This is a genomic window from Amycolatopsis nalaikhensis (genome assembly GCF_030264295.1).
Taxonomy (GTDB): Bacteria; Actinomycetota; Actinomycetes; order Mycobacteriales; family Pseudonocardiaceae; genus Amycolatopsis; species Amycolatopsis nalaikhensis.
The window spans coordinates 9,862,907-9,875,795 of the sequence record NZ_CP127173.1; the positions used below are offsets into that span (position 1 = coordinate 9,862,907).

Here is a 12,889-nt window from a genome sequence, read left to right on the forward strand (position 1 = left end):
GAGCAGAAATCGAACACATGTTCGAGTCGACGACGGTGGGTAACGATCAGGCAGCGACGGTGATCTCCAGCGCGGCCCGCCCGGCCTCGGTCAGCTCGGCGGGAACGCGCCCGCTGGCGCCTTCGACGGCGGGCCGCAGGTAGCCACCGTGGGCGAGGGCGTGCGCGGTCATCTGATCGCAGCAGGCGAATCCATCGATGAAGAGGTCGGGCTCGCAGCTACACGACATCTGCGCGCGACCGGCGGCCACCGCCTTCAGCATCGCCATCGCGCGGTGAGTGAGCTCGACTCCTGAACCGGACACCGGACTGCCTTCCTCTCGCAACCACTACAACGAGTCATTCGCCCGTTGGGCCGATTGTGTTACTTACGGCACTATGACGCTTCGGGTGCGGGTGAGGTTCCGTGCCGTTCGCGGCTTTTCGGTGAGGGGCCAGCGGGAGAGACCACGACCTCGCCTGAGCAACCGGCGGCCGGGCTCCCCCGAGCAACCGGCGGCCGGCAACGCAAACCAGGCACGACGTCACCAGACCTCCCCCGCCCCTCGTCCTCGCCGCTCTTCAGTCGACGGTTGAGCTTGTCAAGGCACGCTTTCCCGCCTTGACAAGGTCGACCGGCGGCTGAACACTCCGCGAGGAGGGGTGGGGGATGTCGGGCCCGCCTTCTTTTTCGTTGGACGCGGGTTCAAAGACAAAGAATGTCCTCGCCGGACGGGCAGGCTCTGGGATGGCCGGGGCTTCGTAGTCTTGTTGCGTTCTCGTGGGGGCCGCGAGGTGGTCATCCCGCTCCTTTCTGGGTCATGGACCCGCTTGCCACTTCGGCTTTCGCTGGGGTGCCAGGTAGTCGCGGTAATACATCAGCATTGCCACCGTCAACGGGATCGTTGTCAGTGGCCAGACCACCAATGCCACCAGCGGTAGCCACCACGGCAGGTAGTCCGCGTGGCCCAGCAAGACCAATAACGGCGCCAGGATCGCTGCCGGGGTCAGCCAGCCGTACGCGTACGTTCGGGCCACCTCTGGTGCCCTCACGCGGGACCAGCCCGCTATCTCGTAGCGCGTTGTGATCGTCAGGTGGTTGGTGCCCGCCGGGTCGATGCCGTGGTCTCGTACGTAATACCTGCCCAGTGGTGCTATCGGCAGGCCGAACACCATGAACCAGCGGGTGGCGAAACAGTAGCCACTCTCGTCCTTGCGGGTGAAACCCTTGAACTCGAAGCCGATTCCGTTCGCGCTGCGGAGGCTTCGGGGGCCGGGATGCTCGGCTGAGATCGGCCAGACGTCATCGGGCATGCGCGGATCGTAGCCGGGGCCGCCCTCAGCCGTCTGCCAAGCGCAGCTCCAGCGTTCTCGCCCACTCCTTGACTATCTGCTTGCGCCTTCGCGTGTCGTCCGTCAGGAGGTTGGCCAAGCCCAGGCCTCGGGCCAAGTCCAACGTTGCCTGGACCAGTTCGCGCACTCCCGGGCGGGACTCGTCCACACCCAGCAGCTCCACCGTCATCCGGTGCGCCTCGCGGCCCACCCTTGCCTCCAACGGCACCAAGACCTCTCGCAGCGCCTCGTCCGTCGCCGCCACCGACCAGAGCTGCAGCGCCGCCCTGAACAACGGTCCCGTGTACAGATTCAGGACCATCTCCACCACGCGCTCGATGCGCGTCGAGCCGTTCGGGAGGTCCGCCGCCTGGGCCTTCAGCTCGTCTATCTGCGATTGCCCCAGCAGGTCCACCGCTGCCACCACCAGGTCCTCGCGGGCTGGGAAGTGGTGCTGCGCCGCTCCTCGCGATACCCCCGCCCGCTCGGCTATGCCCGCCACCGTGACGCCGTGCCAGCCTCGCTCTCCGAAACTGTCCAACGCCGCCTCGATCAACCGCCGCCGCGTTGTGCGGCTGCGCTCCTGCTGGGGCTCGCGGATGCCGGTCAAGCCTTTTCCACCCAGAAGTCGAGCTGGAGGTCCTCTTCCGCCGTGTTGCCGATTCGGTACTTCGCGAAGTCCGTCACCCCGGCTTCGCGCAGCACCTCGTCGTCGATGTAGAAGTTGCCCGTCGCCGACGTGCTCGGCTTCGTCAGGATCACATGCGCCGCGTCGGCCATGATCTCCGGTGTTCGGCTTCGGGAGGCCAACTCCGCCCCCACCACGTTGCGGATCGCCGCCGTGTCGATCGTTGTCCGGGGCCACAGCGAGTTCACCGCCACCCCGTCCTCGCGCAGCTCCGCCGCCAAGCCCACCGTTACCAGGCTCATCGAGTACTTCGCGATGCTGTACGCCAAGTGTCCGGCCGTGAACCACTTCTCGTCGAGGCTGATCGGCGGGGACAACGTCAGGATGTGTGCGTTCGACGACCGGCGCAGGTGCGGGATCGACAGCTTGGACAGCAGGAACGTTCCGCGCGCGTTGATGTCCTGCATCAAGTCGTAGCGCTTCATGCTCACCTGGTCCGTCGGCGTCAGGTCGATCGCGCTCGCGTTGTTCACCACGATGTCGATGCCGCCGAACTGCTCCGCCGTCTTCGCCACCGCGGCCGCCACTCCGTCGTCGTCGCGGACGTCGCCGATGATCGGCAACGCCTGGCCGCCCGCCTCTTCGATCGCCTTCGCCGCCGTGTAGATCGTGCCCGGGAGCTTCGGGTGCGGCTCCGCCGTCTTCGCCAGCAACGCGATGTTCGCGCCGTCCGCAGCCGCTCGGAGTGCGATCGCCTCGCCGATGCCCCGGCTGCCGCCGGACATGATGATCGTCTTGCCGTCCAGTGTAGACAAAGCGACCCTCCTAGTAGGACTTCGGGAGGCCGAGGCTGTGCTGGCCGACGAAGTTGAGCACCATCTCGCGGCTGACCGGGGCGATCCGGCCCAAGCGCACCGCCGTCACCAGGGTGCCGAGGCCGTACTCGGTCGCCAAGCCGTTGCCGCCGTGTGTCTGGACCGCCTGGTCCGTCGCTCGGATCGCCACCTCGGCCGCCGCGTACTTGGCCATGTTCGCCGATTCGCCCGCGCCGAAGTCGTCGCCCGAATCGTAGAGCGACGCCGCCTTCTGCGTCATCAGCTTCGCCAGCTCCAGCTCGATCTTGATCTCCGCCAGCGGGTGCGCCAGGCCCTGGTGCGTGCCGATCGGTGCGCCCCAGACCTTCCGCTCGTTCGCGTAGCCGACCGCCTTCGCCAGCGCGTACCGGGCGATGCCCAGTGAGAACGACGCGCCCATGATGCGTTCCGGGTTCAGGCCCGCGAACAGCTGCGCGATCGCCGCGTCCTCCTCGCCCACCAGCGCCTCCGCCGGGAGCTTGACGTCGTCGAGGAACAGCGAGAACTGGTTCTCCGGTGCGATGATGTCCATCGGGATCTTCGTGTACTCGAAGCCCTCGGTGCCCGTCGGCAGGATGAACAGCGCGGGCTTCAGCTTGCCCGTCTTCGCGTCCTCGGTGCGGCCGACCACCAGCACCGCGTCGGCCTCGTCGACGCCGGAGATGAACACCTTGCGTCCACTGAGGACCCAGCCGTCGCCGTCGCGCTTGGCCGTCGTCGTGATCTTGTGGGAGTTCGAGCCCGCGTCCGGCTCGGTGATCGCGAAGACCATCCGCTTGGTTCCGTCGGCGATGCCCGGCAGCCACTGCTTCTTCTGCTCTTCGGTGCCGAAGCGGGAGATCACCGTGCCGCAGATCGCCGGCGAGACGACCATCAGCAGCAACGGCGAGCCCGCCGCGGCCAGCTCTTCGAGCACTGCCGCGAGGTCGGCGATGCCCGCACCCCCGCCGCCGTACTCCTCGGGGATGTTGACGCCGAGGTAGCCCAGCCGGCCGGCCTCGTCCCACAGCTCGTGGGTCTTCTCGTCCGCCCGCGCCTTGCGGGCGTAGTACTCGTGCCCGTACTTGGCGCCGAGCTCGGCGACCGCCTTGCGGAGCGCGATCCGCTCTTCCGGCTCGATGAAGTTCATGGCGTTCATGCGTTTTCTCCCACCACCGCGAGGATCGTGCCCACTTCGACCTGCTGACCGACCGTGACCGGGAGCTCCGCCACCACGCCGTCGGCGGGGGCGGCGATCCGGTGTTCCATCTTCATCGCCTCGAGCCACAGCAGCGGGTCGCCCGCCTTCACCGCGTCCCCGGCCTGAACCGCGAGCCGGACGACGGTGCCCGGCATCGGCGCCACCAGGGACCCGGCGGCCAGTGCCGCGTCCGGGTCGGCGAACCGCGGCTCGGCCTTGAGCGCCACGGAACCCAGCGGCGAGTCCACGTAGGACACGCCGTCGTGCCGGGCGACGTCGAACGTGCGCCGCACCCCGGCGACGTCCAGCACGACCCGGCCCGGCTCGGCCGTCACCAGGTCGGCTTCGAAACCTTCCGCGCGGAGGCCGTCCCGGGTCAGTGAGTAGACGACCTCGTACTCGCGGTCGGCGACCGTGAAGACCTTGCGCTGCCCGGCCGAACGGACGTTGCGCCAGCCGCTGGGCAGCCTGCCCTGCGTGGTCGCGGCCGCCCGGTTGCCCGCCGCGTCGGCCAGCGCCGCGGCCAGCGCCGAGAGACGCTCGGTGTCCTCAGTGGCCAGTGGTGCGGCGAGGGTGTCGAGACCGTGGCGGTCGAAGAACGCCGTGTCGGTCTCCCCGGCCAGGAACGCCTCGTGCCGCAGGATGTTCACCAGGAGATCGCGGTTGGTGACGACACCGTGGATCTTGGCCGCGGCCAGCGCCTTGGCCAGCCGCCGGGCGGCTTCGGCGCGGGTCGGGGCCCACGTGACCACCTTGGCGAGCATCGGGTCGTAGTGGACCCCCACCACGGAACCGCTCTCGAACCCCGAGTCGAGCCGCAGCCCCGGCCCGTGCGTGAACGAACGGTCCACATCGGGCACTTCGAACGTGTGCAGCGTGCCGCTCTGCGGCTGCCAGCCCGCGGCCGGGTCCTCGGCGTAGAGCCGGACCTCGATCGAATGGCCCACCGTGGGCGGCGGGTCGGCCGGGAGCCGCTCGCCCTCGGCGATCCGCAGCTGCAACGCGACCAGGTCGAGGCCGGTGACGTTCTCGGTGACCGGGTGCTCGACCTGCAAGCGCGTGTTCATCTCCAGGAAGTAGAACCGGCCGTCCGGCCCGGCCAGAAACTCGACCGTGCCCGCACCGACGTAGTCGATCGCCTTGGCGGCCTTGCGCGCGGCTTCGAACAGCTCCTCGCGCATGGCCGCGTCGACGAACGGCGACGGTGCCTCCTCGACGACCTTCTGGTGGCGGCGCTGGATCGAGCACTCGCGCTCCCCCACCGCCCACACCGTGCCGTGGGTGTCGGCCAGGACCTGGACCTCGATGTGGCGCCCGGTCTCCAGGTACCGCTCGCAGAAGACGGTCGGGTCGCCGAACGCCGATCCGGCTTCCGCGCTGGCGCCTTCCACCGCTTCGGCCAGCTCGTCGAGCGAGCGGACCACGCGCATGCCGCGGCCACCACCGCCGGCGGACGCCTTGACCAGCAACGGCAAGTCGTCCTCGGTCACCGAGGCCGGGTCCAGTTCGGACAGCACGGGCACCCCGGCCGTGGCCATCAGCCGCTTGGACTCCACTTTGGAGCCCATCGTCTCGATCGCCGACGGTGGCGGCCCGACCCACGTCAGCCCGGCGTCGAGGACGGCCCGCGCGAACGCGGCGTTCTCGGACAGGAAGCCGTAGCCCGGGTGGACGGCGTCGGCGCCGGTCTCGGCCGCGGCCTTGACCAGCAGCTCGGCACGCAGGTACGTGTCCGACGGCGCGTTGCCGGGCAGCCGGACGGCGGCGTCGGCCTCGAGGGCGTGCGGGGCGGCGGCATCGGCGTCGGAGAACACCGCGACCGTGCCGATCCCGGCGTCGCGGCAGGTGCGGAACACGCGGCGGGCGATCTCGCCGCGGTTGGCGACCAGCAGGTTCTGGATCATCGCTCACTCACATCCGGAAGACGCCGAAGCCCTCGGCGCCCTTCACTGGTCCATTGTGGATCGCGGACAGGCTCAGCCCGAGCACGGTCCGGGTGTCACGCGGGTCGATGATGCCGTCGTCGTAGAGCATGCCGGAGAGGAACATCGGCATCGACTCGGCCTCGATCTGACCTTCCACCATGGCGCGCATGGCCTTGTCGTGCTCCTCGTTGTACTCCTGGCCGCGGCTCTCGGCCGCCGCGCGGGCCACGATGGACAGCACCCCGGCCAGCTGAGCCGGGCCCATCACCGCGGACTTCGCGCTCGGCCACGCGAACAGGAACCGCGGGTCGTAGGCACGACCGCACATGCCGTAGTGCCCGGCGCCGTACGACGCTCCCATGAGGACGGACAGGTGCGGCACCTTCGAGTTCGACACGGCGTTGATCATCATCGCGCCGTGCTTGATGATGCCGCTCTGCTCGTACTCCTTGCCGACCATGTAGCCGGTCGTGTTGTGCAGGAACACCAGCGGTGTGTCGATCTGGTTGGCCAGCTGGATGAACTGCGCGGCCTTCTGCGACTCCTCGCCGAACAGCACGCCCTGGGCGTTGGCCAGCACGCCGACCGGGTAACCGTGGATGCTCGCCCAACCGGTGACCAGCGAAGAGCCGTACAGCGGCTTGAACTCGTCGAAGTCGGAGCCGTCGACGACGCGGGCGATGACCTCGCGCGGGTCGAACGGCACCTTGAGGTCGGTCGGCACGATGCCGAGCAGGTCCTCGGCGTCGTACAGCGGCTCGTCGTAGTCCGGCTTCGGCGTCGGCCCCTGCTTGGTCCAGTTGAGCCGCTTGATGATGTTGCGGCCCAGGCGGATGGCGTCGGCCTCGTCGACGGCCAAGTAGTCGGCCAGGCCGGACGTCCGCGCGTGCATCTCGGCGCCGCCGAGCGACTCGTCGTCGGACTCCTCACCGGTCGCCATCTTGACCAGCGGCGGACCGCCGAGGAACACCTTCGCGCGTTCCTTGACCATCACGACGTAGTCCGACATGCCCGGCAGGTACGCGCCACCGGCGGTCGAGTTGCCGAAGACCAGCGCGACCGTCGGGCAGCCCGCGGCCGAGGCGCGGGTGATGTCCCGGAAGATCCGGCCGCCCGGGATGAAGATCTCCTTCTGCGTCGGCAGGTCCGCGCCGCCGGACTCGACGAGATTGATCGTCGGCAGCCGGTTCTGCGCGGCGATGTCCGCGGCCCGGAAGGACTTCTTCGTGGTCCAGGGGTTGCTCGCGCCGCCCTTGACCGTCGGGTCGCTCGCCGAGATCAGGCACTCGACGCCTTCGACGACGCCGATGCCGGTCACCAGGCTCGCGCCGACGCGGTAGTCGGTGCCCCACGCGGCCAGCGGCGACAGCTCCAGGAACGGCGAGTCCTGGTCGAGCAGCAGCTCGATCCGTTCCCGCGCGAGGAGCTTGCCGCGCTTGCGGTGCCGTTCGACGTATTTCTCGCCGCCACCGGCCACGGCCTTGGCGTGCTCGGCGTCGATCTCGGCGAGCTTCTCCAGCATCGCGTCGCGGTTCGCGCCGAACTCGGCGGCCCGCGTGTCCACTGTGGACCTCAGGGTAGTCACGAGGTGTATCCCAATCGCTTCGCGGCCAGGCCGGTGAGGATCTCGGTGGTGCCGCCGCCGATGCCGAGGATCCGGACGTCGCGGTAGTGGCGCTCCACTTCGGACTCGCGCATGTAGCCGAGCCCGCCGTGCAGCTGGACGGCCTCGTTGACCACCCACTCGGCGGCCTCGACGGCGGTGTTCTTGGCGAAACAGGCTTCGGCGATGACCTCTTCCCCGGACACGTGCCGGATCGCGGCCTGCCGGGTGTAGACGCGGGCGACGTCGATCTTCCGCGCCATCTCGGTGAGCTTGTGCTGCACGACCTGCCGGGAGATGAGCGGACGGCCGAACGTCTCCCGCAGGCGGCACCAGTCCAGCGTCAGGTCGAGGGCCCGCTGGGCGTGCGCGTACGCCTGCACGGCCAGCGAAAGCCGTTCGGTGACGAACTGGGTGGCCACCTGTGCGAACCCGCTGTTCTCGGCCCCGACCAGGTTCTCCACCGGCACCCGGACGTCCACGTAGGACAGCTCGGCGGTGTCGGAGCAGAGCCAGCCCATCTTCTCCAGCTTGCGGGACACGGTGAACCCGGGCGTTCCGCGCTCGACGACGATCAGCGACAGGCCGTGAGCGCCGTCGCCGCCGGTGCGCACGACCGTCGTGACGAAGTCCGCGCGGCAGCCGGAGGTGATGAACGTCTTGGCGCCGTTGATGACGTACTCGTCGCCTTCACGCACGGCCGTCGTCCGGATCCCGGCGACGTCGGAGCCGCCGTCGGGTTCGGTGACGGCCAGCGAGCCGATCTTGTCCCCGGCCAGCGTCGGGCGCACCCAGCGCTCGATCTGCACCGGGTCGTTCGCCTCGGCGATGTGCGGGACGGCGATGCCGCAGGTGAACAGCGACGCGAAGAGCCCACCGGAGCCGCCCGCGTAGTGGATCTCCTCAGCGACGACCAGCGCGTCCAGGTAGTTGCCGTCGCCGCCGCCGATCTCCTCGGGGAAGGCGACGCCCAGTAGGCCGAGGTCCCCGGCCTTGCGGTGCAGTTCGCGGGGCAGCTCGCCCTCGCGCTCCCAGCCGTCGAGGTGCGGCAGGACCTCCTGCTCGACGAACTTCCGCACGGTCTTGCGCAGCTCGGCCCGCTCGGGGGTCCGGAACGGGTCGGTCACAGGAGCACCTCGGGGATGTCGATGAGCCGGGAGCGCAGCCACTCGCCCAGCGCCTTGGCCTGCGGGTCGAACCGCGCCTGCGACGCGACGCCCTGGCCGAGAATGCCTTCGACGACGAAGTTCATCGCCCGCAGGTTCGGCAGGAGGTAGCGCGTCACGGTGAGGTCGGCGGTCTCGGGCAGCAGCAGCTTGAACTCGGCGACGGTCAGCCGGTGCACCAGCCACCGCCACGCTTCTTCCGACCGCACCCAGACACCGAGGTTGGCGTTGCCCCCCTTGTCGCCGCTGCGGGCCCCGGCGATCGTGCCCAGCGGCACCCGCCGCACGCGCCCGTGGTCCAACGGCTCCGGCAACGCGGGCTCGTCCACTTCGGACAATTCACGGGTGGACGTCGAAGGCGCTATGTCGACTCGCATCCCGTCCGGCAGCACGGCGACGTGCGGAACCTCGCGGGCGTCCACATAGGCCGCGGTGTAGACGCCGAACGGCGACGCGTCCGACGGCGGCGCGGTGACGTGGAACCCCGGGTAGCTCGCCAGGGCCAGCTCGACGGCGGCGCCGGTGAACGCCCGCCCGGCCACCTTCGGGTCGGCGTCCTTGACGGCCACGTGCAGCAACGCGCTCGCGGTCTGCTCGGTGTCGGCGTCGGCGTGGTCGGTGCGGGCCAGCGTCCAGCGGATCTCGGCGGGCGGCCGGTCCTTCAAGGACGCTTCGAGCTGTTCCCGCACCAGCGCGGCTTTCTCCTCGATGTCGAGTCCGGTGAGGACGAACGTCGTCTCGTTGCGGAACCCGCCGAGGGTGTTCAGCGCGACCTTCAGCGTGGGCGGCGGGGCTTCGCCGCGGACGCCGGAGATGCGGACGCGGTCGGGCCCATCTTCGGTCAGCGAGAGCGTGTCGAACCGCGTGGTGACGTCCGGCCCGGCGTACCGCGCGCCGGTGATCTCGTACAGCAGCTGCGCGGTGACCGTGCCGACGTTCACCACGCCGCCGGTGCCCGGGTGCTTGGTGATGACGCTGGAGCCGTCGGCCTCGATCTCGGCGATCGGGAATCCGGGCACGCCGAGGGAATGCTCGGTGAAGAAGGCGTAGTTGCCGCCGGTGGCCTGGGCCCCGCACTCGATGACGTGCCCGGCCGCGACCGCGCCGGCGAGGGCGTCGAAGTCGTCGCGGGCCCAGCCGTAGTGCGCGGCGGCCGGGCCGACGATCACCGACGCGTCGGTGACGCGCCCGGTCACGACGACGTCGGCGCCCGCGTTCAGGCACTCCGCGATGCCCCACGCGCCGAGGTAGGCGTTGGCGGTCAACGGTTTCCCGAGGTTCAGCTCCTCGGCGCGGGCCACCAGGTCGTCGCCTTCGACGTGCGCGATCTTGACGTCGAGGCCCAGCTTGCCCGCCAGTTCGCGGAGGGCGCCGGCGAGCCCGGCCGGGTTGAGCCCGCCCGCGTTGGCGACGATCTTGACGCCTTTTTCCCGCGCCAGGCCGAGGTTCTCCTCCATCTGGCGCAGGAACGTCTTGGCGTAGCCGCGGTTGGCGTCCTTCATCCGGTCGCGGCCGAGGATGAGCATGGTCAGTTCGGCCAGGTAGTCGCCGGTCAGGACGTCGAGCGGGCCACCGGTGAGCATCTCGCGGACCGCGCTGAAGCGGTCGCCGTAGAAGCCGGACGCGTTGCCGATGCGGTAGGTCATGCGAACTGCCCCGGCTTCCGGCCCGCCCCGGGCGGCCCGGCGAAGGCCTGCGCGATGCCGAGCCACTCCTCGACGTCGGCGCCGTGGGCGAGGAGATCGGTGTCGGCCGGGTGCCGCCGCTGCGTCACGACCAGGCAGAAGTCCAGCGCGCTGCCGGTGAGCTTCTGTTCGGCGTCCTCCGGGCCGAACGCCCAGGTGGAGCCGTCCGGCGCGGTCAGCTCGACGCGGAACTCCTCCGCCGGCGGGGCGAGCGAGTTGGTCAGGTAGGCGAAGTCGCGGGTGCGCGTGCCGAAGCGGGCGATGTGCCACAGCCGCGCGGTCGGCTCGCGGGTCAGGCCGAGCGCGTCGAAGACGTCCTGGCCGTGGGCCCAGGTTTCCATCATCCGCGCGGTGGCCATGGAGGCCGCGCTCATCGGCGGCCCGTACCAGGGCAGCTTCTGCCCCTCCGGCACGGCGGCGAGCGCTTCGGCCAGCGCCGCGCGGCCGACCCGCCAGTCTTCGAGGATTTCGCGCGGCGGCCGCTCGGCCCCCGCGGCGGCGCCGTCGTCGACGTAGGTCTCCCCCGCCTTGAGCAGCTCTTCGACCTCGGCCTGCCAGTCCTCCGGGTGGGCCGCCGCGATCAGGGCCTTGCGGTCGGTCCAGGCCAGGTGCGCGATCTGGTGCGCGATCGTCCACCCCGCGGCCGGGGTTTCCCGCGCCCAGTCCGACGCGGGCAGGTCCGCCACCACGTCGTCGATCGTCCGTGTCTCCGCGTCGAGATCCCCGAGGATCACGCCGAGATCCGCCATCCGCCGCCTCCTTGCGTCCTGCCGCCCAGCGTCGCACCGGCCGTCGGAAAAATCAAGCACGCCTGATTGTTTCGCCCCGGACGCTGCGGACACACTATTGACATCTTGCCAGTAGCGGCGGACTGCAATACTTTCCTGACCATGGCCGACTACGCCGAGATCACCTACGCCGTCGCGGACCGGATCGCCACGGTCACGCTGAACCGCCCGGAGGCGCGCAACGGCTACACGATCCGGATGGCCGACGAGCTCGGCGACGCGATGGACCGCGCCGACCGCGACGAAGACGTCCGCGTGGTCGTGCTGACCGGTGCGGGCAAGGACTTCTGCGTCGGCGCGGACCTGTCGCAGGGTGGCTTCGACTTCGACCCGGAGACCGGGCCGGACGCCGCCTGGCAGGAACCGGCCGGCCGGTGCTCGAAGCGGATCTTCACGATGAACAAGCCGGTGATCGCGGCCCTGCACGGCGCGGCCGTCGGCGCGGGCATCACCATCACGCTGGCCTGCGACTACCGGTTCGCCGCCGAGGACTCGCGGTTCGGGTTCGTGTTCCCCCGCCGCGGCATCTACCCCGAAGGCGCGTCGGCGTGGTTCCTCCCCCGGCTCGTCGGCATGGGCACCGCCCTCGACTGGATGATCAGCGGCCGGGTGTTCCCCGCGGCCGAGGCCGTCGGGAAAGGCTTGGTGCACCGGGTTTTCCCGGCCGGGACCGTGCTGGACGAGTCCTACGCGGTGGCCCGCGAGATCGTGGCGACGACGGCGCCGGTGTCGGTCGCGGTGACCCGCCAGCTGCTCTACCGGATGGCGGGCGCGGACTCGCCGTTCCCGGTGCACGAGCTCGACTCGCGCCTGATCGGCGGCCTGGGCACGAGCCCGGACGCCGTCGAGGGCGTGATGTCGTTCCTGCAGAAGCGCCCGCCGTCGTTCGGCATGCGCGTCGACAAGGACCTTCCCCCGTACCTCCCCTGGTTGGACGAATGAGCCTCTACCCGCCGCAGCCCTGGAACCTGACCGCCGACGCGCGGGTGTCGGTCTGGCGCGTGCCGCCGTCTCAGCTGCCGGCCTTGCCCGACGGCGTCTCGCCGTTGCTCGTGGCCGGGCAGGCGAGCGTGTTCACGGCGTGGATCGACTACACCCCGCCCGGGCAGCTGAGCTACCACGAGCTGCTGGCGGCGGTGTCGATCAAGGCCCGCCGCGTGTCGTGCACGATCACGGAGATCTGGGTCGACAGCGAGGCGTCCCTGGCGGGCGGCCGGGAGCTGTGGGCGATCCCGAAGGACCTGGCGGCCCTGGACTTCACGGGCGGCCGCACGTTCACGGCGACGGCGGCAACGGCCGACGACTGGATCGCGACGGCGGCCTTCACCCGCCGGGCGGGACTGCCGCTGCGGCTGCCGACGTCGTTCGAGGTGGTCCAGGAGCGCGACGGGCTCCTGCGGACCCCGGTCGGCGCGAAGATCAGCCCGCGCCCGGCGTCGGCCGACTGGAGCTTCAACCCGGAGGGCCCCCTCGGCTACCTCGCCGGGCGGCGTCCGGTGGCGAGCTTGGAGCTGCCTTCTTCGACGTTGCGCTTCGGCGCCTGAGCGGCCGCGGGTCTTGAATGAGTCATTCAGGACCTCCGAAGACCTGAATGAGTCATTCAAGACATCGGCCGCGCCGTGAGCAGCACCTCTGGGTGATCACGTAACCCGCCAGGGTGAGTAAGCGCGACACGCCATCCCTTGGGTCCCGCGCGCGCCTCGACCCCTACATGTAGTCTCTGGGAACCGGCAGCCCCCAGCGACGGGGA

General features: G+C 70.1%; 12 protein-coding genes. 2 read left to right on the plus strand and 10 right to left on the minus strand.

What is annotated here, in order from left to right:
- Nucleotides 1-46: 46 nt before the first annotated feature.
- The 10 genes from QP939_RS47920 to QP939_RS47965 all read right to left on the minus strand — a co-directional run bounded on the left by QP939_RS47920 (nucleotide 47) and on the right by QP939_RS47965 (nucleotide 11,100).
- Nucleotides 47-304, minus strand: coding sequence for a hypothetical protein (locus QP939_RS47920; protein ID WP_285453599.1), 258 nt, complete (start codon nucleotides 302-304; stop codon nucleotides 47-49).
- Nucleotides 305-797: 493 nt separating this feature from the next.
- A complete protein-coding gene (locus QP939_RS47925; protein ID WP_285453600.1) occupies nucleotides 798-1,292 on the minus strand; it encodes a hypothetical protein in 495 nt (164 codons plus the stop codon).
- 25 nt (nucleotides 1,293-1,317) lie between these two features.
- Nucleotides 1,318-1,920 (minus strand): TetR/AcrR family transcriptional regulator, encoded by a 603-nt coding sequence (locus QP939_RS47930; protein WP_285453601.1) that lies wholly within the window; start codon nucleotides 1,918-1,920, stop codon nucleotides 1,318-1,320.
- A complete protein-coding gene (locus QP939_RS47935; RefSeq protein ID WP_285453602.1) occupies nucleotides 1,917-2,753 on the minus strand; it encodes an SDR family oxidoreductase in 837 nt (278 codons plus the stop codon). Before QP939_RS47935 ends, QP939_RS47930 begins: the two co-directional genes overlap by 4 nt.
- A gap of 10 nt (nucleotides 2,754-2,763) precedes the next feature.
- Nucleotides 2,764-3,930: an acyl-CoA dehydrogenase family protein gene (locus tag QP939_RS47940; RefSeq protein ID WP_285453604.1), complete on the minus strand. Its 1,167-nt coding sequence runs from the start codon at nucleotides 3,928-3,930 to the stop codon at nucleotides 2,764-2,766.
- Complete coding sequence (locus QP939_RS47945) at nucleotides 3,927-5,876, minus strand: acetyl/propionyl/methylcrotonyl-CoA carboxylase subunit alpha (protein WP_285453606.1); 1,950 nt, start codon at nucleotides 5,874-5,876, stop codon at nucleotides 3,927-3,929. The genes QP939_RS47940 and QP939_RS47945 overlap by 4 nt, the downstream gene beginning before the upstream one ends.
- A gap of 7 nt (nucleotides 5,877-5,883) precedes the next feature.
- Nucleotides 5,884-7,482 carry an acyl-CoA carboxylase subunit beta gene (locus tag QP939_RS47950; RefSeq protein WP_285453607.1) on the minus strand — a complete coding sequence of 533 codons (1,599 nt, stop codon included), beginning with the start codon at nucleotides 7,480-7,482 and terminating at the stop codon, nucleotides 5,884-5,886.
- On the minus strand, nucleotides 7,479-8,627 hold the full coding sequence (locus QP939_RS47955) for an acyl-CoA dehydrogenase family protein (protein ID WP_285453608.1): 1,149 nt from the start codon (nucleotides 8,625-8,627) through the stop codon (nucleotides 7,479-7,481). Before QP939_RS47955 ends, QP939_RS47950 begins: the two co-directional genes overlap by 4 nt.
- Nucleotides 8,624-10,312: an acyclic terpene utilization AtuA family protein gene (locus QP939_RS47960; protein WP_285453609.1), complete on the minus strand. Its 1,689-nt coding sequence runs from the start codon at nucleotides 10,310-10,312 to the stop codon at nucleotides 8,624-8,626. Before QP939_RS47960 ends, QP939_RS47955 begins: the two co-directional genes overlap by 4 nt.
- A complete protein-coding gene (locus tag QP939_RS47965; RefSeq protein WP_285453610.1) occupies nucleotides 10,309-11,100 on the minus strand; it encodes a TIGR03084 family metal-binding protein in 792 nt (263 codons plus the stop codon). The genes QP939_RS47960 and QP939_RS47965 overlap by 4 nt, the downstream gene beginning before the upstream one ends.
- A 141-nt stretch (nucleotides 11,101-11,241) precedes the next feature.
- Between QP939_RS47965 and QP939_RS47970 the strand changes: the two genes are divergently transcribed.
- Together QP939_RS47970 and QP939_RS47975 are read left to right on the plus strand one after the other, a co-directional pair.
- Entirely contained in the window at nucleotides 11,242-12,081 is an 840-nt protein-coding gene (locus QP939_RS47970; protein ID WP_285453612.1) for an enoyl-CoA hydratase-related protein, read from the plus strand.
- A complete protein-coding gene (locus QP939_RS47975; RefSeq protein WP_285453613.1) occupies nucleotides 12,078-12,683 on the plus strand; it encodes an acetoacetate decarboxylase family protein in 606 nt (201 codons plus the stop codon). The genes QP939_RS47970 and QP939_RS47975 overlap by 4 nt, the downstream gene beginning before the upstream one ends.
- The last annotated feature ends 206 nt before the right edge of the window (nucleotides 12,684-12,889 follow it).